Genomic DNA, 20,576 nt, shown 5'->3' on the forward strand with positions numbered 1-20,576 from the left:
CTTAATAATAAAAATTTAAGAAAAATCATCAATTAAAAAAACGAACAATTCCTTGGGTCCATGTGCACCTAAGACCAATGTTTTTTCAATATCTGCAGTCCGGCTCGGACCGGTGATGGTGCTGATCATTGAAGGAATCTGTGCGCCGTATTTATTTTTGATCAGTTGAAATCCATCCTTCAGATTCATTACCATCTGGCCTGTTCTGGCAATGACGATGTGGTGATGAGGAAAGATGCTTAGCCTCCTGCCAGCCTCGTTTTGATTCGACACCAAAATAGAGCCGTTTCTGGCAATTAAAGCCTCACACATAGTAATTCCAACTTCGGCCATTTCGAAGTCCTTATCCGTCTTGTAAAAAGGAAATTCGTAGTTAGCCAGCAGCTGCTGAAGCTCGGGTTCCCAGCAATAGATCTTTCTCCATTTGAAGCGTTCTGCCAGTTCCAGGATGTTCTCTATGAATTCAACACCGTTTTCGCAAAAAATAAAATTGCCGGAAACAGCAGTAAGCTGTTCGGCAAATAAAATTTCTGGAATTTCTTCAGTGGGTTTATAGAGCGGGGTTTCTTCTAAATTGGGATAGGGGCTGTCTCTTTTTTCAAGTAAAGCCTTCCTGATCTTTTTTAGCATTAATTCTTTCGAAGAAATATTCTCTTTCATATCAAATGGATTTGCTGTCACCCTGTTTAGCGGATGACAGCTCCATAAAAATTAATTACTATAATTCTGTTTGAGCAGGATTAATGGAAGCGTTAGGATCAGTAGTTTCTCCTACACCTTCATGAAGCAATCCTTCTGCTGCAGGCTTCTGATCACCGGTGCCGTTTACAAACTCATCATAAGTAGTACGGTTGTCAAATGGACGTTTACCTAAAATTTCTTCCAAATCTGCCTGGAATAAGATTTCTTTCTCCAGTAGTTTTTCAGCTAATTTCTCCAGTCCTTCTCTTTTTTCAACCAATAACTGCATTGTTCTTTCATAAACCTCACCAATCAGTTTACGCACTTCAACATCGATCAGTTCAGAAGTTTTTTCCGAGTATGGTTTGTTAAAGTTGTACTCATTTTGAGGGTCATGAAAAGATACATTACCTACTGCTGCGTTCATGCCATAAATGGTGACCATCGCATAAGATAATTTAGTGATTCTTTCCAGGTCATTCTGTGCACCAGTGGAGATCTTTCCAAAAACAAGGTCCTCTGCAACACGTCCGCCCATTGTCATACACATCCCGTCAGTAAGCTGCTCTGTCGTATATAGGAACTGCTCTTTAGGCAGGTATTGTGCATACCCCAAGGCTGCAACGCCACGTGGCACAATAGATACTTTCACCAATGGATCTGCATGCTCAAGGAACCAGCCGGCAATAGCGTGACCCGCTTCATGATAGGCAACTATTCTCTTCTCTTCAGGAGAGATGATTTTATTTTTCTTCTCGAGACCACCAATTACACGATCAATCGCATCCTGGAAATCCTGCATATCTACAAATTCTTTGTTTTTTCTGGCTGCAATCAGTGCTGCCTCATTACAAACATTCGCGATTTCAGCACCGGCAAAACCCGGAGTCTGTGCAGATAGTTTTTTTGCATCTACAACGATATCCGTTTTAATAGGTTTAAGGTGGACCTTAAAGATCTGCTCTCTGCCTACTAAATCTGGTTTATCAATAGAAATCTGTCTGTCAAATCTTCCCGGACGCAATAATGCTGTATCCAGTACATCAGGACGGTTGGTTGCTGCTAAAATGATAATTCCTGAATCTGTTCCGAAACCATCCATTTCCACTAACAACTGGTTTAATGTGTTTTCACGCTCATCATTACCACCCATCATACTGTTTTTACCACGGGCGCGACCAATTGCGTCTACCTCGTCAATAAAAATAATACATGGTGCTTTATCTTTAGCCTGTTTAAACAAGTCACGCACACGGGATGCACCAACACCTACAAACATCTCCACAAAGTCAGAACCTGACAGGGAGAAGAAAGGTACCTGGGCTTCACCCGCTACAGCCTTCGCCAGCAGCGTTTTACCAGTTCCGGGAGAACCTACCAGTAGTGCACCTTTAGGAATTTTACCTCCCAGGTTGGTGTACTTTTTAGGGTTTTTAAGGAAATCTACAATTTCCATCACTTCCTGTTTTGCTTCTTCAAGACCGGCAACATCGTTAAACGTTACATTTACCTGGCTTTCTTTATCAAATAAAGTTGCTTTGGACTTTCCGATATTAAATATCTGTCCGCCACCACCACCTGCGCCGCCGCCCATTTTCCGCATAATAAATATCCAGAATCCGATAAATAACAACACAGGGATAATTACCGTGAAGAACCATGAATTGAAAGTACTCTGCCTGGTTTCTTTTTCTGCCTGAACCTGACTGTCTGCCGGCACATCAACCTGTGAATCCTTCAGCTGTTTATCCAGTGCATCCATTGATCCTGCAGTAAATGATACAGTAGGTCCGCCGGTAGAACCAAAATTACTTTTAGTCTGGTATTTTTTATATTTCTCCTGATTCAGACGGTCTGCTTTAATAAAAACATCAGCCCTTACCAGATCCTCATATTTATAGGCAACAATTTTCTGTACATCGCCAGGGCGTAACATGTTCGTTTCGAATTCCCTGTAAGTAATGGTTTTGCTCGTGTCGTTATTAAATAAAACAGATACCAGGATCAGTCCTAAAATGATAGCGGCATAAACCCAGAATATATTAAAATTAGATCCTTTTTGAGGTTTTTTGGGAATATTTGGAATCCTCTTAATTAATTTGGGTTTCGTATTTTCTTTCTCTTTCATCATTGATTAAAAAAATGTATGTGGTTGTAAGTTTTAGGCGCTTTGATAGGAAGTAGTCTGAGCATCGCCCCATAAATCTTCAATACCGTAAAAATCTCTTTTTTCCGTCTTAAATATATGGATAACTACATCAAAGTAGTCTAATATTATCCATTCTGCATTTTCCAGCCCTTCTTTCCGCCATGGATTCAACTGTGTATTCTTATAAACCTCGTCTTCAACGCTGTCAGCAATAGCTTTAACTTGTGTAGAGGAATCTGCATTACAAACGATGAAGTAGTCGGAGACAGAACTGTTTAATTCTCTTAAGTCAAGACGGACAATATCATGTCCCTTTTTTTCCTGCATGCCGTGTACGGCTATTTCTGATAGGTAGGTAGAAAGGTTTACCAATTTCTTTTTTACCATTAAAATGTTTTATTTTTGATAAATAACAATTATAAAATCAACTATTGCAAAATAACACTTTTTCAACACTATTTGTTGGTCAAAATCTTATCAAATTATCAGCGGTCGATTCTACTAATAATTTTCTTAAAAGGATGTTGTCAAATTCCGAGCCATTACCCGAAGGGACTGTTATTATGGCAGACAATCAATTTGAGGGTCGCGGGCAGCAGGAGAGCCGCTGGCATGCAGAACCTGGAAAGAATCTGACCTTCAGTATTCTCCTTCGTCCGGCATTTTTAGCTATCGCTGACCAGTTTCTGCTGAATATGGCAGTGAGTAATGCCTTGTATATTGCTGTAAAAGATTTGGTTGGAGAAGGCTTAACCGTTAAATGGCCGAATGACCTTTATTTTAACGATAATAAAATAGGCGGGATGCTGATTGAAAATATAATTTCCGGTAGCAGTATCAGAGCCTGTATCGTGGGTATAGGACTTAATGTGAATCAGGCACACTTTAAAGACGGGCTGGAAGGCATAGCAGGCTCTCTTTGGCAAATTTTACACCGCGATGTCAATTTAATTGAGCTGTTAGCACAAATTTGCAGTCAAATAGAGGCTGCTTATTTAAAACTGAAGGCTGGAACAGCGGCTGGTTTGCGTGAAACTTATCTGAATCACCTTTACCAGTACAATGTAATGGCCGCTTACCGTCAGAATGGCGAGATTATTGAAGGGAAAATAGTTGACGTGAGTGAAAAAGGGCTATTAAGTATGGAAACCAGGATTGGTTTGCAGACGTATAATTTTAAAGAGATAGAATTTATTAAAACACACAAAAAATGAAACAGATCACATTAGTACTTACGCTATTATTTTTCACGGCAGCCGGTGCATTCGCACAGATCGAAACGCCTGTAACCTGGTCTTACGCACAAAAGAAAATCAGTAAGACAGAAGCTATTGTTTACCTGAAAGCAACTATTCAGGACGGATGGCATATCTATTCACAAAATGTAAAACCGGGTGGCCCCGTAAAAACTACAATCAAATTCGCGCCTTCCAAGGATTTCGTTAAGGTAGGGACTACTGCAGAACCGAAGCCATTAAGCAAGTTTGAAAAGGTTTTTGACATGAATGTAGGTTATTTTGTAAAACAAGTTATTTTTCAGCAAAAGATTAAGTTAAACAAACCTGAAACGCTGGTTAAAGGAACAATTGAATTTATGGTTTGCGATGAATCAAGATGTCTTCCTCCGGATGAAGTTCAATTTTCTGTGCAGGTAAAATAAAAAGATGGTAATTATTTTAAAAAGAGCGGCAGGATTTTCTGCCGCTCTTTTTTTGTTTTAGCGCATAGCTAATATCGGATTATAGTAAAATATTAGTGATGGCAGGTTTACAGGGGTTCTTAAACAAGAAATAATCTGTAATTTCACGGCCAGATAAAGGTAAGATGAAACCTGCATGAGCTGATGGCTCAAAAAGGACAGATTAAAGCTGATGCAGGCTTCATGACAGATAAAAAACAATAATATACGAATGAAAAAATTAATTTTGATGCTTGGCCTTGTGCTGGTTATGGTTTCTTTTCATAATGCACAGGTTTTTGCTTTTGTGCAAAGCCAGGACACCACTGCTGCCGTAGATGAAGATATTCAGTTTACAGAAATCGGTTCTCCTGCTGATAGTGCTGCAAATGTGGTTGTTGCCGATACAGTAAAAAAAGATACGGTGGTGGCTGCGGCTACAGTGCCGGCAGCAAATGTGGCCACTACACAGAATGAACAGGAAAAAACTTTGTGGCAGACCTTTATTCAGGGACTTGTTGGTGGTTTCATCGCTTTCCTGATGCCTTGTATCTTTCCTATGGTACCGTTAACGGTCAGCTACTTCACCAAAAGGGCAGGCAGCAGAAATAAAGGAATAGGGCAGGCACTGATCTATGGTATTTCCATTATCATCATTTATGTAGCCTTTGGTCTGTTCATTACCCTTGTATTCGGATCCGCAAAACTAAACGAGTTGAGCAGTAGCGGATGGTTTAATTTTATATTCTTTATTTTACTGGTTGTGTTTGCAGTCTCCTTCTTTGGAGCATTTGAAATTACCCTTCCAAGTTCGATCGTAAATAAAATAGACCAGAAGGCTGACGACAGTAAAGGACTGGGTGGGATTTTCTTTATGGCTGCTTCATTGGCCTTAGTGTCTTTCTCCTGCACGGGACCTATTATAGGAACACTGTTGGTACAGGCGAGTTCTAAAGGTGAAGTCCTTGCGCCCGCCATCGGGATGTTTGGTTTTGCTTTAGCACTGGCATTGCCGTTTACTTTATCTGCAATTTTCCCGGGTTTTCTGAACAGCATGCCTAAATCAGGCGGATGGCTGAACAGTCTGAAAGTATGTCTTGGTTTCCTTGAGCTGGCGCTGGCGTTGAAGTTTTTATCGGCGGCCGACCTGGTATGGCACTGGGAGTGGTTTGACCGTGAAATCTTCTTGTGCCTGTGGATCGTCATATTTATACTGATGGGCATCTATATATTAGGGAAAATCAAATTCTCACATGATAGCGATGTACCTTTTGTATCGGTACCGCGACTATTTTTTGCGATTATCTCTCTGTCTTTTGCGATGTACCTGGTACCCGGATTATGGGGAGCCCCGGTGAATATATTAAGTGGTATCGCACCGCCGTTAAATACGCAGGACTTTATCCTTGGCGGCAATACTTCATCAGCAGTGCAGGGAAGTACAGAATTCCCGGCTACTGTGAAATACAATGATGTGCTGCATCCGCCACATGGATTTAATGCATTTTTTGACCTCGATGAGGGAATGGCTTATGCAAAAAAAGTAAATAAACCTATTCTGATTGATTTTACAGGACATGCCTGTGTGAATTGCAGAAAGATGGAAGATAAAGTATGGATTGATCCGGAAGTAGGACACCTGATCAAAGATGAATTTGTATTGATTCAGCTTTACGTTGATGAACGTTCAGTGAAAATGCCTGCGGAAAAAGTTCATTATTCTAAGATCCTGCGTACAACCACAGATGATCTCGGAAGATGGAATGGTGATTTCCAGGCAACGAATTATAATTCTAATTCGCAACCTTTTTATGTGATGACCGGTCAGGATCTAAAGCCGCTTGTTGCACCTCAGGGAGCGATATTTGAAGCTAAGGACTATGCTGCCTACCTGAAAAGCGGACTTGATAAATTTAAAGCATCCAATAAATAAGAAAAAGAACTAATGAGTGAAATTAAAAACATAGCTGTATTAACATCAGGAGGAGATGCACCGGGTATGAATGCTGCCATAAGGGCAGTAGTCAGAGCGGGTATATACTATGATTTAACCGTTACAGGTGTACTACGTGGTTACGAAGGTTTAATTTGTGGTGATTTTATACCGATGGACCGTAAGTCTGTCGCCAATATTATTCAGCGCGGAGGGACGATCCTGAAGACAGCAAGAAGTGATAACTTCCGCACCGTTGAAGGAAGACAGAAAGCCTACGATCACCTCATCAGTAATGGAATTGACGCTTTAGTGGTAATTGGAGGTGACGGTACTTTTACCGGTGCCAATCTCTTCACCAAAGAACATAATTTCCCGGTAATAGGTTTACCCGGCACAATTGATAACGACCTTGCCGGTACTGATTTTACCATTGGTTATGATACTGCTATTAATACGGTTGTAAACGCGATTGATAAAATCAGGGACACAGCAGAGTCGCACGACCGTCTTTTTATTGTAGAGGTAATGGGTCGTGATTCTGGCTTAATTGCTTTGAGAAGCGGTATTGGTGTCGGTGCTGAGGCAATCATGATCCCGGAAGCTAATATGGGCGTTGAAGGATTGGCTAAACGTCTGGAGTACGGCCGTAAAGATAAAGCCTCTAAAATTATTATTGTAGCCGAAGGTGATGAAATAGGCGGTGCTTTTAATGTCGGAGAAGTCCTTAAAGACAGGTTTCCGAACTATGATATCCGCGTATCCGTTCTGGGACATATTCAGCGCGGAGGAAAACCGAGCTGTATGGACCGTGTGCTGGCCAGCCGTTTTGGTGTCTCCGCAGTAGAGGGTTTGCTAAACGGTCACTCTGGTGAGATGGTTGGGCAAGTGAACAGGGAGATTCTATTCACACCATTTGATCATGCCATTAAACACATTGATGCTGAAGAAGTAACACCGGCCTGGTTAAAATTAGTAGAGATCCTTTCGCTGTAATACACCTCTTAAATATAGTGCAGCCCCGTAAAAATCGTGGGGCTGTTATTTAAATATATTGCATCTTGTTAATCATTAGTATTTTACTTACTTTTGCATCCCCGCAAGCATGCAGCTCCGGGAACTATGTTGAATACATAAACTTATACAAAAATGGCAACTAAAATCAGATTGCAAAGATTCGGTAAAAAAGGGAAACCTTTTTTCCACGTAGTGGTAGCAGATTCCCGCTCACCAAGAGATGGTAAATTTATTGAGCGTTTAGGTTCTTATAACCCAAACACCAATCCTGCAACTATCGAAATCAATTTCGAAAAAACGTTAGACTGGGTAAACAAAGGTGCTGAGCCTACGGATACTTGTCGTGCTATCCTTTCTTACAAAGGTGTTTTATACAAAAAACACTTAGAAGGTGGTGTTAAAAAAGGTGCTTTAACTGCAGAACAGGCTGATGCTAAATTTGCTGAATGGTTAAGTGCTAAAGACGGTAAAATCGAAGGTAAAAAAGAAAACCTTGTAAAATCTAAAGGTGAAGTGAAACAAGCTGCCTTAGCTGCTGAAGCTAAGAAAAATGCTGATCGTGAAGCTGCACTTGCATTGAAAAATGCACCGGTCGAAGAAGAAGTTGTTGCTGAAGAAGAAGTAACAGAAGAAACTCCTGCTGCAGAAGAAACTACAGAAGAAAAAACAGAAGAAGCATAGTATTTGTTATTCTTGATTATAGCGAAGAATCTTTCTTTAAGGAATGATTTTCTTCGCTATTTTTATTTAAAAAAAGACCATGACGCACGAAGAGGCATTTTATATAGGATATATTACCAAGACAAAAGGGTTAAAAGGCGAAGTTCAGCTGTACTTTGAATATGATGAACCAGAGTTACTGGATCTGGATGTTGTATTTGCTGATATCAATGGTAAAATGGTTCCTTTCTTCGTGTCAGTCTGCAAAATGCAGCCTAATAATACAGGTAATATTTATTTCGACGATATCGATCATATCGATAAGGCACAGCCCCTGCTGAAAAAGAAGATCTATCTGCCATTGAGCAAAATGCCGGATCGTTCTGATGATGATTTTCACTATAATGATTTGAAAGGTTTCATTGTTTCTGATGAAACAAAAGGAGAACTGGGCGAGATCATCGAGATTAATGAATATCCGCAACAATTCGTAGCTACCGTTTCTTACCAGAACAAGGAGGTCATGTTTCCTCTAAATGAGGATCTGATCGTGGAAATTGATGAGGATGAAGGCACATTACTTGTTGATTTGCCTGACGGCTTATTGGATCTTTACCTTTCAAATTAATCCCCCCTTTCCTATGCGTTTCGACATCATTACTGTTTTGCCAGATTTACTGGAAAGTCCTTTTGCACATTCTATTTTACAAAGGGCGCAGACCAAAGGAATTGCAGAGATTGTAGTACACAGTCTGCGGGATTACTCCACGAATAAACAGCGTAGTGTAGATGACTATCCTTACGGCGGCGGAAGTGGTATGGTAATGTCTATCGAACCTTTTGCACGGTGTATCGAAGCGCTGAAAGCAGAAAGGGAATATGACGAAGTGATCTTCATGAGTCCCGATGGTGTTACCTTAAACCAGAGCATGGCGAATGAGCTATCCGGTAAAGGCAATGTGATTATTCTTTGCGGGCACTACAAAGGAATTGACCAGCGGATCAGGGATATCTATGTAACCCGTGAAATCTCGATTGGAGATTATGTGCTGTCTGGCGGAGAACTACCCGCTGCGGTGCTTGTAGATGCCGTGGTGCGATTAATACCGGGTGTACTGAATGATGAGACCTCTGCGCTTTCTGATAGTTTTCAGGGAGGATTACTGGATGCGCCTATCTATACGCGTCCGGCCGACTGGAAAGGTCACAAGGTGCCGGACATTCTGCTCAGCGGGCATGAATCTAAAATCAATAACTGGAGGCATGAACAAGCTGTTGCAAGAACGCTTAAACGCCGTCCTGATTTATTAGAAGATTAGGTTTCTTTTTTTATTAGTCAAAACCATATTGTAAATTATTGATATGCAGAAGGTTGTATTTTAAATCCGATTGTATGTTAATATTTCCGGCAATAACATATTTTTTTTAGCCAAATAAATTTATTTATAGAAATTATTTGTATTTTTACGAAAGTAAAGGTCGCTGAGTTGCGAGACACATTTTTTATAAATTTAAATCTTTGTTGAGAGAATAGTTATGGCTGAAAAAATTGAAAAATACAAAATTAATGAATTCTTAGATAAGCTGACAGTAAAGGAATATAAGTTTGCCATGAGGAAGATCCCGGCTATACTTAAGATTTCGACGAACACCTTTCATAATTACCGTCATATCAAGCTGAAAGAGAAACAGGATATCCCTTATGAAAAGGTAAAAAAAATGGAAATTATATTCAGCACAAAAGTTGGGGGGCTGGAGAATAGAAAAATTTCAGGTAAAAGCCTCTCAGACATGATTAAAGAGCTGAAATAGACATATTTTTTGTTGGTTTCCAATTGTATCTTTAACCTGAACGGATGTGGAAATCATAAAGAATGTGGAAAAAAACAAAAATCACTTTTTTTTATAAAATAAAATTCTTAATATTGCAGTCCGATTTTAAACAACAAAAAGTCGGCTTAATAGCTTAAAATCATGGATTTAGTAAAATTTGTTGAAGAGCAGGTAATCGCAAAGAACGAGTTTCCTGCATTCAAATCAGGAGATACAGTGAGTGTTCACTATAAAATTCGCGAAGGTAATAAAGAACGTGTTCAAATTTACCAGGGCGTAGTCTTACAACGTAATAGCGTAGGTGCTAATGAGACGTTTACAGTTCGTAAAATGTCTAATGGTGTTGGTGTAGAGCGTATATTCCCTATAAACTCTCCAAACATCGCTAAAATTGAAGTTAACAGCCACGGTAAAGTGCGTAGAGCGAAATTATTCTATCTACGTGAACTTACTGGTAAAGCTGCTCGTATCAAGTCAAAAAGAGTTTAATCACTCAACAGCATATAAGCCTTTCCGATTACATCGGGAGGGCTTTTTTGTGCGTCTGAATTTTCACATACAGGCCGGTGCAGAAGACATTTTAGGATGACCTGTCTTTCTTAAATGCGCTTTCCTCCTGTTTGACATGAGTGATCTGTTTAACCACAATTCAATCCCTGGTTGCGGGAATGTTTTGGAGCCTGAAACAGGATAGGGTACAGGACATGCCGGGAAGATATAATTTTGTGGTAATGGCTGTAAACGAAGAAAGCCTGCACCATTTGAATGATACAGGCTTTGAATGATATCATAGGCTTTGCCTATTTTAAATAGTTTGAAGCTTATACAAGTTCCGCAAGAACAGTAATACCTCCCTTAACCACCTGGTTAAGCTCAAGATTTATTTTAGTTTCCAGAGGAAGAAAGATATCTACTCTGGATCCGAATTTGATGAATCCGAATTCTTTGCTCTGTTCTACGACATCACCTTCTTTAACGTACCATACAATCCGTCTGGCTAAGGCACCAGCAATCTGGCGGAATAACACCGGCGTTCCGTTTTGATGTTCTACAACGACTGTTGTGCGCTCATTTTCGGTAGATGACTTCGGGTTCCAGGCAGCAAGATATTTTCCGGGATGATATTTAAAGAATTTTACCACTCCTGAGATTGGATTTCTATTGATATGTACATTTACAGGTGACATGAAAATGGAAACCTGTAATCTTTTGTCTTTGAAATACTCTCCTTCTTCTGTTTCTTCAATCACTACAACTTTACCATCTGCAGGGCAGATTACAAGATTGTTGCCGGTATGAAATGATCTCGACGGATTTCTGAAAAATTGTAGTACAGTAATAAATAATGCAAAGGAAGCAATATATCCAAACCATCTTAACCAGAAGATATCTGCAAATCTGTAATCAATAACAGCATTTAAGATAAATATAAAAAGCAGGGAGAGCGCTATGGTCGTATAGCCTTCTTTATGTATTGTCATTTTATTGAATAAATAATTTTGAGTTGCAAAATTGTGAAAATTTATTGGGAAAAGATCAAGTATTATTAAGGGATTGCCTTGTAGATGTCTTTTAGGTTTCTGCCCAGGCCATTATAGTCTAAACCATAGCCTACTACAAATTCATTAGGAATCTCAAATCCTACGTATTCCAGCTCGTCAATTTGTGTCTGAATCGCATCCGGTTTATATAACAGCGTGCATACACGTACAGAAGCAGGTTGCTGTAAATGTACTTTTTCCAGGATATATTTCAGGGTAAAGCCGGTATCCACAATATCCTCCACAAGGATCACATCACGGTCTTTCAGCGTATCTGGCAAACCAAAGGTCTCCCTGACCGTTCCTGTGCTTGCTGTACCTTTATAGGATGATACGCGGATAAATCCTACCTCACATGGAATTTCTATTTCTTTTAACAGGTCTGCCATAAACAGGAAACTTCCGTTTAAGACCCCTATAAAAACAGGACAGCGGTTTTCATAATCTACATTCATTTGAATGCCGATCAGGCGTGTACGTTTATTGATATTGTCATTTTCAATCAGCAGTTCAAATTTTTTGTCTGCAACCTCAACTGTATTCATCTATCTGTATTTTTCAAAAATTATAAGCTAATTCTGCTGCGCTTTTTCCTGTTCTTTCTCTCTTCTCCGCCTCTCCCTGCGTTCCTGTCTGAGCTCTTTATTTGTTTTGGGAATACTGTCTGGTTTGATCTGCTGACGGGCAACAGAATCTTTTTTAGGTTTGCCAAATAACCTGTCGAAAAGATTTTTAGACTCATCCTGCATTTTAACCGGTGCATCTGTATCTGCATCAAAAGCGGTAGTATCCACCTGAGCAGAATCAGGAAGGAGATACTGACGTAAACCCTCACGAAGTCTCACATTGTAAAACCCGTAACCGCTGGTGTCTGCGGGCGTTAGACCGCGTCTTGCCATAATTCTGCCCATATACCTGAAGTAAGGCAGCATGTAGTCTTTCAAACCACCATCCCCGCGAAACTTAAACATAGCAATCTTGGGACGGGGTACAATATTGGCCAGAAAGATACCCTCACCTATGCTCAGGTCTGCCGGACTCTTACCAAAATACTGTCTGGAAGCTTCACCGATACCATAAATGTTCTTACCCATTTCTATGATATTGAAGTAGACTTCAAGCATCCGCTGTTTACTGATCAGCCTGTTGTTCTCTATTAACCAGACAATCAGTATTTCTTCTGCTTTACGTGCAAGCGTTTTATTACGGCTTAAAAACACGTTTTTTACCAGTTGCATCGAAATGGTACTACCGCCCCTCACGAACCTTTTCTCTTTAAAATTGATGACAAAAGATTTGCGGATAGACTCTTCTACAAAACCTTTATGGCTAAAAAATGAAGGGTCTTCGGAAGTAAGCAGTGCATTTTTGAAGTTACTGGATATTTGTGATAAGGGGGTATAATTGGGGTTAGATGGCCCAATCGTGATATCCCGCATCGGTTTACCATACTCGTAAGGTGTATAAACAAATACGTCATTGATTTTCTGAAGATTGATTTTCCCCCACTTCATAATTTTGAAATTATACGGAGTAAGTGTTGAATTGAATTTCAGGCTGTCTGGCTCGCTGCTGTCCAGATAGAAATTAAGATCATACCTGATCTTTCCTTTTACCTGCAGGCCTTCGAGCGACTCAAACAGTCCCTGCGGAAAGGCATTCAGTACATTTTGGGCATCCTGCTCATCTGCGTGCAGTTTTACCTCATATATTTTATTTGGTGAAAGGGTATATTTTAAAAACGGGTGTATGGCTGCATCTTTCAGGTAAACAGTAGATGTGCTATCCAGAGCAATAAAATTGGAACCGATCAGCAAATCTGCATCCAGTCGTGCATCCTTAACAACAATATCATTTGCCGCTATCTTTTCGTGATTAATCAACAGGTTTTTGACCGACCATGATCCCGTAATTTTGAAATTATCACCGCTATAATCTGCGCTTTTTAGTTCCGTCCTTACCGTATCAAAGCTGAACTTTGCATGCAGTTTCTGATCAAGGTAAGGCAGCTCTACCTTTTTATTATCAGCGAAAAACAAAACATCCATTTGTTTCTTGCCGGGGTAAACCTTACCATTCAGGTGCCAGCGGGCTTCGTTATTATTTACAATTATAGTAGAATGGAGATCCCCATCATCTATCGTGGCGGTGGTGGTCATGAAGTTTAATCTTGCCGTATCATTATCATTCAGGGTGAACAATAAATTCTTCACCTCCATGTCGTCAGGAATCTTATTAAGTACCTGATTCAGCAGGTCGTGCGCCAGTTCACTCAGGTCTACCTTGTTCTTTTTTTCCGGGTTATCCTTCTTCTTTCTTTTTAGAAAGAAATCCAGGTTAGTAAGGCTGTCTTTTACGACAATACTTACCTTCCCTGTATTTAATACCACTTCAGCCAGCTTTACATCGCCAAAAAGTAAGGGGAAAATTTTAACACCAATCGTAAGATCTTCTACAGTGGAAAGGGTATCCCTGTCCTTGGGTACAACAGAAATATGCCTCATATGCACTGTGCTTAAGCCATTAAAGCCCGCTTCCCCAATCTTCACACTTAATCCGTAGTCCCGGTCTGCTTTAGTAATAGCGCGGGCTATCACTTTTTTTAAAAGCGCTTCACGCTTGCTGTAGGCAATGGCACCAAGGATAATAAGGAGGACGACAAATATCCCTAAAATCCATGCACCAGCTTTGATGTATTTTTTAGGGATGTTAATTTTTGGAAGACGCATGCTGTAAAATAGATGTTTAATTGCTAAACGTTAAATGCAAATGTTTATTTCGTGTTAAAATTACACTTAAAAAGCCTAAAATCAATTAATTGTACTGTCCTTTTGCTAATTTTGGGGAATCATGATAAGTAACGAACAAGTTTTATCAGCTTTAAAAAATGTTGAAGACCCTGATCTTAAAAAAGATCTGGTGACTTTAAACATGATTAAAGACCTGAATATAGAAGGTAAAAAAGTCAGCTTTACACTGGAACTGACTACGCCGGCCTGCCCAATGAAAGATATGCTGAAGAATGCCTGTACCAATGCGATTAAGTATTTTGTAGACAACGAGGCAGAAATAAATATCAATATCACTTCAAGAGTGACCAAACCAGCAGATACGACACAGTTAAAGGCGATCAAAAATATTATCCTTGTTTCGTCGGGAAAAGGCGGGGTTGGAAAATCTACTGTAGCCAGCAATCTGGCCATTACACTGGCTGAGGATGGTGCGAAGGTAGGGTTGATTGATGCAGATATCTACGGACCATCAGTACCTACCATGTTTGGTCTTGTAGGTGGTAAGCCGAGTGCAAGAGAAACAGAGGATGGAAAAACGCTGATCCTGCCGATAGAAAAATACGGAATCAAATTACTTTCTTTAGGCTTCTTTGCTGATCCGGATCAACCTGTACCCTGGCGTGGACCAATGGCCTCTAACGCGATTAAGCAGTTATTTAATGATGCCGACTGGGGAGAACTGGATTACCTGATCGTAGACCTTCCTCCGGGAACGGGTGATATTCATATCACGATTACGCAAAGTTTCCCGATTGCCGGTGCGGTGATTGTGACTACACCGCAACAGGTAGCGCTTGCCGATACCAGAAAAGGTCTTGCCATGTTCAAGATGCCGAGCATTAATATCCCGGTATTGGGCGTTATTGAAAACATGTCTTATTTTACCCCGGCAGAATTACCCGAAAATAAATATTATATTTTTGGTAAAGATGGCGGAAAAGCGCTTGCAACATCATTTGAAGTACCTTTTCTGGGTGAAATACCTATCGTACAAAGTATTTCTGAGGCAGGCGATAATGGTACGCCAATTGCACTGAATAAAGAAAGTATAGTGTCGCAGGCCTTTTCAGCAATAGCTGGCAGGATCGCGCAACAGATAGCAATACATAATGCACAGCAATAATTTGCTGAAAAATTACTAAATTTATATTTTAAAATTTAATCATGAATCTAACCGAACAAGTTGAGCAAGCCTTAGAAACTATCCGTCCCTATCTTATTGCAGATGGCGGAGACGTAGCTATAGAAGAGATAACGTCAGATAATGTAGTTAAATTGAAATTACTGGGGAATTGCGGATCATGCAAAATGAGCTTCATGACCATGAAAGCCGGCATTGAGCAGGCGATCATGAAAGCCGTACCTGAAATTACTGCAGTAGAAGCAATCAACCTGACTGAGTCAGTTTAGGTAATTTAACACAATTTAACTAGCCGGGATTTTTATAACGGCTATTTTTGGCTGATGAAATACATTTTCACGTTGATTTCCATATTTTTTACCTTGGGGGTTTTTGCACAGCAAACACCTGCAGGGAAAAAACTGGTCCAATTTTCGGGTATCATCACTGATGCAGACAGCAATTTTGTGGTTCCTTATGTGACGATTACCAACCTTTCCAATCAGGAGCAGCGTTATGGTGCCAATTATAAGGGCTTTTTCTCATTTGTTGCGCATCCCGGCGATGTGCTGCAGTTTAATGCAATCGGTTATGGTGATAAAACCATTACCCTGCCTGAAGTAATTAAAGAGGAAAAGTATACAGAAATGGTAAAGATGAAGTCTGAGATCGTTTATCTGCCGGCTGTACGTGTTTATCCATGGGCAACAGTGGAGGAATTCACCAAAGATTTCCTGTCGATGAAAATTGCCGATGATGATATGGAAATAGCGAAAAGAAACCTATCCAGGGAATCATTAAACGGAATGATGAGAACCCTGCCCAGAGACGGGGGAGAAATCTCTAAAAGTAATTTCAGAATGGATCAGGAGCGTGAATTAAACAGGAACTTGGTTCAGTCTAATCCACTATTAAATCCATTTGCCTGGGGTAAACTGATGCAGCAAATTTTTAATGGCGACAAAAGTCGCCAGTTGAACTAGCGTTTTTTACGCTGCTGCGGGAATTTCATTTTATAATCTGCGCGTACATCTCCTCTGGAAATAGAGTCCAGTTTAGACTTCAGCATTCTTTTACGTAATACACCTAAGGTATCTGTAAATAATTTGCCCTGAATATGGTCATATTCGTGCTGAATCACACGTGCAGGCATACCAGTTACTTCCTCTTCATGTAACATCCAGTTTTCATCATAATATTTAACAAGGATATTAGGCTTGCGCATCACATCTTCCCTGATATCAGGAATACTTAAACATCCTTCCGTAAAAGCCCAGGGCTCACCCGTTTCTTCAAGAATTTCTGCATTAATAAATACTTTTTTGTAACCAGCGTTGCCCTCTTCATCTTCACCAGTATCAACGATAAATAACCTGATCGGGAGGCCGACCTGTGGTGCTGCCAATCCTACGCCACTTGCTGAATACATCGTATCAAACATATTACTGATCAGTTTAGCCAGATCAGGGTAATTTTCATCTATGCTTACACATACTTTCCTTAATACTGGATCGCCGTAGGCAACAATAGGTAGTTTCATCTGCTTATTTTAATGTTTTCGTTGAGATACAAAAGTACGAATATTACCCTAAAGGGTAAAACGTAAGTGTACTTAGATTTTTTTCGTCCAGAATTTCCTCTGCAATTGCAGCCATTTCAGTAGTGGTGACAGCCTCGATCTTTTTAAAGACAGTCTCCAGGCTATCAATTTTGTCATAGTCGATCAGGCTCTTCGCCATAGAAACGATTAAACCAATCCTGTTTTCCTCACCAAGGGCAATCTGGCCGATAAACTTATTCTTTGATTTCTGCAGTTGACTTTCAGTAAGTGGCTTCTCTTTAATCTTCTTGAACTCTTTATAAATCAGCGATAATGCTTTTTCTACTTTTTCCTTATCCGTGCCGAAATACAAAGTGAATATGCCTGTATCGCTCAAAGGACTGTAACCCGATTCTATACTGTAAGCAATACCATGTTTCTCTCTGATCTGTAAGTTAAGGATTGAGCTCATTCCCGTGCCGCATAGCAGGTTATTTAGCAACAGCAGTCCTGTTTTATAGGGATGGTGTAATGAGTAAGCCTGAGAGCCGATAATAGTATGGGCCTGGGAGATTGGTTTGGGAAATTGATCATTAAAAAAAGGAGCAGGTACCGGCGCTTTCCTGTCTGGCCGATGCAGATTTTCTTTGATACGGGCATAATGTTTTTCGCCAATCTTCACCACTTTGGAAAGCGGATAGTTGCCCAGTACTGCAACTACCATTTTATCCGTATGGTAATTTGTTGCGATAAAATCCTTAATGTCTTTCCTGGAAAGCTTTTCTACGCTTTCTGTTGTTCCAAGGATGTTTCTGCCCAGCGGGTGACCTGCAAAAACAAGATCTTCAAAGTCGTCATATATCGCTTCTTCAGGCTGGTCCAGATAAGAGGCGATTTCATCCAGGATCACACCTTTTTCCTTCTCCAGTTCATCTTCCGGAAAAGTTGAATGAAATACAATATCATTAAAAAGTTCCAGCGTTCTTTCCAGGTAAGGATTCAGAAATGAAGCATGGATGCAGGTATATTCTTTAGTGGTATAAGCATTCAGATCTGCCCCAACATCTTCAAGCCTGCTTAATATCTGGTTGGTACTGCGTTTTTCTGTGCGTTTGAAGATCAAATGCTCAATAAAATGTGCTAAACCAGCCTGGTCAGCCGTTTCATCTCTTGATCCGCTATTCACGATAATACAGGCGTGAGAAATAGCTGATGCTGATGGTACATGAAGCAGGCGGATGCCATTAGGCAGTGTGTGTACGTTGTATTCCATTGACTTGCAAAGATACAGAATCACATTGCTAAGCGATTGTAATTTTTACTTAAAATCCACTGCTTGAGCCACCCCCGCCAAAATCACCCCCGCCAAATCTGTTTTCTGCAGGTGCAGGACCATCCGAAAAGGTTTCGGTGATCAGCAGGGACTCTACATTGATTTTATCCAGCATATGATTTTCGTTCAGGTCTTCATAGGTAAAACCATGTTTAGGGGTCTTTAAATACCTTCTGATGGTGTAGGATATGGCAAGAAAAGCAGCGCCGCCAAGGGCTAAAGTCACTTCAATAGGTGCCACATGATAGTATATTTTAAAAGTGAATACCGCAGCAGCAATCAGCAGCATGCCTGCCCTGAGCATAATTACATCTTTCTTTTTTAGTCCCCAGCCGATGTAAACAAAAGGAAGTAAGACCGACCATATCCAGAAGAAAGGTGCAAAGGGAAGCGAACCCGGACTATCTTCATTGGTATCAAACAACATATTGCCCAGGTTTTGAACTACAAAGTAATTGCCGGCAAGATAAAGTGTAAGGAGACTAATGATTTGCACTACATCCAGACAGGAAAGATAATAGATGGCTTTGGCACTCTTCCCTGCCATGCGGGCGAAGAACCAGCTGGCAAAAGAGACTGCAATCAGCAAAAAGGGCAGCGTTGCAGAGCCAAAGGCACCAATACGATTCCATTCCATCGCAATGAAGGCAAAAAATGCCAGAAAGCAAACCGCGGCGGCTAATGCATCCGAAAAACGCAGCGTATAATATAAGCCCAGCAGACAAACTACTCCTGCAACGGATAAAAAGTAAGACGTATCATCAATTGTAGAATGTGAAAATGCAGGCCAGAGAAAAGCGCTTAAAAAGAATCCTGCAGAAATCCAGATCAAAGCATCATCAATCCCGGAGCGGTAATGTTTATTGGTTTTAACCACAAATTCCAGTGCGGCATAACTGATAAGTCCCAGGACAAGAATATAACCCCAATTATCTACTAAATTTGAGAGCATAAGTGAAATCAATCCGACAGAGAAAGAAACAGTAATACAGGTCAGTATAAAGAGACCACTCCGGATAAAGAAATTAGGGGTGTAAAAAGAAACAGGATAAGCGGCAGACACTTTTTTTAACTCGTCATTATCCATCATATTCATATGCAGCGCATTACTGGCTTGCTGTTGTATAATCAGGTTGTCCAGATTGGTTTTATCATAAATAATCATACCTCTTTTATTTTTTTATTTAACCGGATTAAAAATATAACAAGCCCTATTGACGAAAGTGTAAAATACAGGAAGCCAAAAATGATATTATCATTATCGCGCATACTGTCGAGTCCCCTGATAACCAAACTGCTAATCGTAAAATAGCTGTAAAGTATGGTCAGCAGCAGGAAATAAAAGGATTTATTTTTTACGGCATCCAGATATAAGAGATAAGCCAGAACAAAAACACCTAACAGCCATAAAACACATGATGGCTGCTCATAATGGAAGAAATAACCGCTTAACAGGGAAATAAATCCAATATGAACACCAAAGTGGAGATAGTTGAATTTGAAATGTTTTTTGAAATTGTAACGTTCCGAAAGGAAGGCAACGGCCAATAATATAATGGCCAGCAGTAAGTAAACATTAATCAGCGATGGATCATCATAAGTTCCAGCGCTCAGTAATGCTTTAGGTGTTGCGGCTACCCCCATGTAAATGGCCATGTTGGTAATGGCTAGCCCCAGTATTCCCTGATGATCAAACTGATAAGCAACATAATACAATACCAGCATAGGGATGAGCGTGGCGAGCCCGTAATGGTCGCCGAAGACAGTATACTGAAACTGCAGATAACCCAGAAAGCTGACAAAACTCAGGCAGCCCAATAGCAGGATATAATCAAAAAATGAGTCAGGTGATTTTACTTTTTCCCTGTCAAAAGTTTTTTTCCTTTTAAAGCAGTAAAAAAAACAGCTGGCACTCAGGAGGGCAATCATTAATAAGATCACCTGGTGACCAATAGTATCAATGTTTTTGTAAATCAATATTCCTAAACCGGAGCTCAGTAACATCACGCCTAAATACAAAAGCGTTTTCAACTCCCAGTGTACAGAAAATAGGGGATGATCATGTCTTTCTTTCACTTTTGCAAGTGATGTATCACTGATCAGTCCTTCCTCATGTAATTTTTTATATAAGTCAAAATTCATATCAGACAGGCAATATATTATTCAATTATGTAATCATACGAAAAAGATTTTGTTAAATTGAGGGCGACTGAAAAAATTGAAAAACAGGATTGAAAAACTTATCTTTAATCCCGGGCATATTTAGCCTGACTATTCTTTTTATCCATCAATGGCTTTT

22 protein-coding genes are annotated in these 20,576 nt (G+C 40.1%); 12 read left to right on the top strand and 10 right to left on the bottom strand.

Annotated features, from left to right (window positions below):
• Nucleotides 1-15 precede the first annotated feature (15 nt).
• Genes OQX62_RS00720 through rsfS form a run of 3 tightly spaced genes read right to left on the bottom strand, consistent with a single transcriptional unit; the run spans nt 16 to nt 3,217 of the window.
• On the bottom strand, nt 16-660 hold the full coding sequence (locus OQX62_RS00720; protein ID WP_265829363.1) for a LutC/YkgG family protein: 645 nt from the start codon (nt 658-660) through the stop codon (nt 16-18).
• A 58-nt stretch (nt 661-718) separates the two neighbouring features.
• Nucleotides 719-2,809, bottom strand: coding sequence for an ATP-dependent zinc metalloprotease FtsH (gene ftsH, locus OQX62_RS00725; RefSeq protein ID WP_265830143.1), 2,091 nt, complete (start codon nt 2,807-2,809; stop codon nt 719-721).
• Between the two features lie 33 nt (nt 2,810-2,842).
• The gene (rsfS, locus tag OQX62_RS00730) at nt 2,843-3,217 is read right to left on the bottom strand and encodes a ribosome silencing factor (RefSeq protein ID WP_265829364.1); all 375 of its coding nucleotides are present in this window, start codon (nt 3,215-3,217) and stop codon (nt 2,843-2,845) included.
• Between the two features lie 44 nt (nt 3,218-3,261).
• Here rsfS and OQX62_RS00735 point away from each other — a divergent pair, with 44 nt between their 5' ends.
• The 9 genes from OQX62_RS00735 to rplS all read left to right on the top strand — a co-directional run bounded on the left by OQX62_RS00735 (nt 3,262) and on the right by rplS (nt 10,440).
• On the top strand, nt 3,262-4,044 hold the full coding sequence (locus OQX62_RS00735; RefSeq protein WP_265829365.1) for a biotin--[acetyl-CoA-carboxylase] ligase: 783 nt from the start codon (nt 3,262-3,264) through the stop codon (nt 4,042-4,044).
• A complete protein-coding gene (locus OQX62_RS00740; protein ID WP_265829366.1) occupies nt 4,041-4,490 on the top strand; it encodes a protein-disulfide reductase DsbD domain-containing protein in 450 nt (149 codons plus the stop codon). The genes OQX62_RS00735 and OQX62_RS00740 overlap by 4 nt, the downstream gene beginning before the upstream one ends.
• Before the next feature lie 250 nt (nt 4,491-4,740).
• On the top strand, nt 4,741-6,441 hold the full coding sequence (locus tag OQX62_RS00745; RefSeq protein WP_265829367.1) for a protein-disulfide reductase DsbD family protein: 1,701 nt from the start codon (nt 4,741-4,743) through the stop codon (nt 6,439-6,441).
• Nucleotides 6,442-6,453: 12 nt separating this feature from the next.
• A complete protein-coding gene (gene pfkA / locus OQX62_RS00750; protein WP_265829368.1) occupies nt 6,454-7,437 on the top strand; it encodes a 6-phosphofructokinase in 984 nt (327 codons plus the stop codon).
• A 153-nt stretch (nt 7,438-7,590) separates the two neighbouring features.
• Nucleotides 7,591-8,139 carry a 30S ribosomal protein S16 gene (locus OQX62_RS00755; protein ID WP_265829369.1) on the top strand — a complete coding sequence of 183 codons (549 nt, stop codon included), beginning with the start codon at nt 7,591-7,593 and terminating at the stop codon, nt 8,137-8,139.
• A 79-nt stretch (nt 8,140-8,218) separates the two neighbouring features.
• A complete protein-coding gene (rimM, locus tag OQX62_RS00760) occupies nt 8,219-8,746 on the top strand; it encodes a ribosome maturation factor RimM (protein WP_265829370.1) in 528 nt (175 codons plus the stop codon).
• A 13-nt stretch (nt 8,747-8,759) separates the two neighbouring features.
• A complete protein-coding gene (gene trmD, locus OQX62_RS00765) occupies nt 8,760-9,437 on the top strand; it encodes a tRNA (guanosine(37)-N1)-methyltransferase TrmD (RefSeq protein WP_265829371.1) in 678 nt (225 codons plus the stop codon).
• A gap of 217 nt (nt 9,438-9,654) precedes the next feature.
• Nucleotides 9,655-9,930 (top strand): hypothetical protein, encoded by a 276-nt coding sequence (locus OQX62_RS00770; protein WP_265829373.1) that lies wholly within the window; start codon nt 9,655-9,657, stop codon nt 9,928-9,930.
• Between the two features lie 162 nt (nt 9,931-10,092).
• Nucleotides 10,093-10,440: a 50S ribosomal protein L19 gene (rplS, locus tag OQX62_RS00775; RefSeq protein WP_041883657.1), complete on the top strand. Its 348-nt coding sequence runs from the start codon at nt 10,093-10,095 to the stop codon at nt 10,438-10,440.
• Between the two features lie 332 nt (nt 10,441-10,772).
• Here the strand turns inward: rplS and OQX62_RS00780 are convergent, their stop codons facing one another.
• The 3 genes from OQX62_RS00780 to OQX62_RS00790 form a co-directional block, all read right to left on the bottom strand.
• Nucleotides 10,773-11,432, bottom strand: coding sequence for a phosphatidylserine decarboxylase family protein (locus OQX62_RS00780; RefSeq protein ID WP_265829374.1), 660 nt, complete (start codon nt 11,430-11,432; stop codon nt 10,773-10,775).
• A 65-nt stretch (nt 11,433-11,497) separates the two neighbouring features.
• On the bottom strand, nt 11,498-12,037 hold the full coding sequence (gene hpt / locus OQX62_RS00785) for a hypoxanthine phosphoribosyltransferase (RefSeq protein ID WP_265829375.1): 540 nt from the start codon (nt 12,035-12,037) through the stop codon (nt 11,498-11,500).
• A 27-nt stretch (nt 12,038-12,064) separates the two neighbouring features.
• Nucleotides 12,065-14,221 carry a transglycosylase domain-containing protein gene (locus tag OQX62_RS00790; protein ID WP_265829377.1) on the bottom strand — a complete coding sequence of 719 codons (2,157 nt, stop codon included), beginning with the start codon at nt 14,219-14,221 and terminating at the stop codon, nt 12,065-12,067.
• A gap of 121 nt (nt 14,222-14,342) precedes the next feature.
• Between OQX62_RS00790 and OQX62_RS00795 the strand changes: the two genes are divergently transcribed.
• Genes OQX62_RS00795 through OQX62_RS00805 form a run of 3 tightly spaced genes read left to right on the top strand, consistent with a single transcriptional unit; the run spans nt 14,343 to nt 16,387 of the window.
• A complete protein-coding gene (locus tag OQX62_RS00795) occupies nt 14,343-15,407 on the top strand; it encodes an Mrp/NBP35 family ATP-binding protein (RefSeq protein ID WP_265829378.1) in 1,065 nt (354 codons plus the stop codon).
• Between the two features lie 41 nt (nt 15,408-15,448).
• The gene (locus OQX62_RS00800; RefSeq protein WP_265829379.1) at nt 15,449-15,694 is read left to right on the top strand and encodes a NifU family protein; all 246 of its coding nucleotides are present in this window, start codon (nt 15,449-15,451) and stop codon (nt 15,692-15,694) included.
• A gap of 54 nt (nt 15,695-15,748) precedes the next feature.
• A complete protein-coding gene (locus OQX62_RS00805; RefSeq protein WP_265829380.1) occupies nt 15,749-16,387 on the top strand; it encodes a hypothetical protein in 639 nt (212 codons plus the stop codon).
• Here the strand turns inward: OQX62_RS00805 and def are convergent.
• The 4 genes from def to OQX62_RS00825 are packed head-to-tail and all read right to left on the bottom strand — an operon-like array spanning nt 16,384 to nt 20,419.
• Entirely contained in the window at nt 16,384-16,944 is a 561-nt protein-coding gene (gene def / locus OQX62_RS00810) for a peptide deformylase (RefSeq protein ID WP_265829381.1), read from the bottom strand. The genes OQX62_RS00805 and def overlap by 4 nt on opposite strands.
• 43 nt (nt 16,945-16,987) lie before the next feature.
• A complete protein-coding gene (locus tag OQX62_RS00815) occupies nt 16,988-18,217 on the bottom strand; it encodes a M16 family metallopeptidase (RefSeq protein ID WP_265829382.1) in 1,230 nt (409 codons plus the stop codon).
• Between the two features lie 49 nt (nt 18,218-18,266).
• The gene (locus OQX62_RS00820) at nt 18,267-19,442 is read right to left on the bottom strand and encodes a hypothetical protein (protein WP_265829383.1); all 1,176 of its coding nucleotides are present in this window, start codon (nt 19,440-19,442) and stop codon (nt 18,267-18,269) included.
• Nucleotides 19,439-20,419, bottom strand: coding sequence for a DUF2157 domain-containing protein (locus tag OQX62_RS00825; protein ID WP_265829384.1), 981 nt, complete (start codon nt 20,417-20,419; stop codon nt 19,439-19,441). The genes OQX62_RS00820 and OQX62_RS00825 overlap by 4 nt, the downstream gene beginning before the upstream one ends.
• Nucleotides 20,420-20,576: the final 157 nt, after the last annotated feature.

This window comes from Pedobacter sp. MR2016-24 (assembly GCF_026239655.1).
GTDB lineage: Bacteria > Bacteroidota > Bacteroidia > Sphingobacteriales > Sphingobacteriaceae > Pedobacter.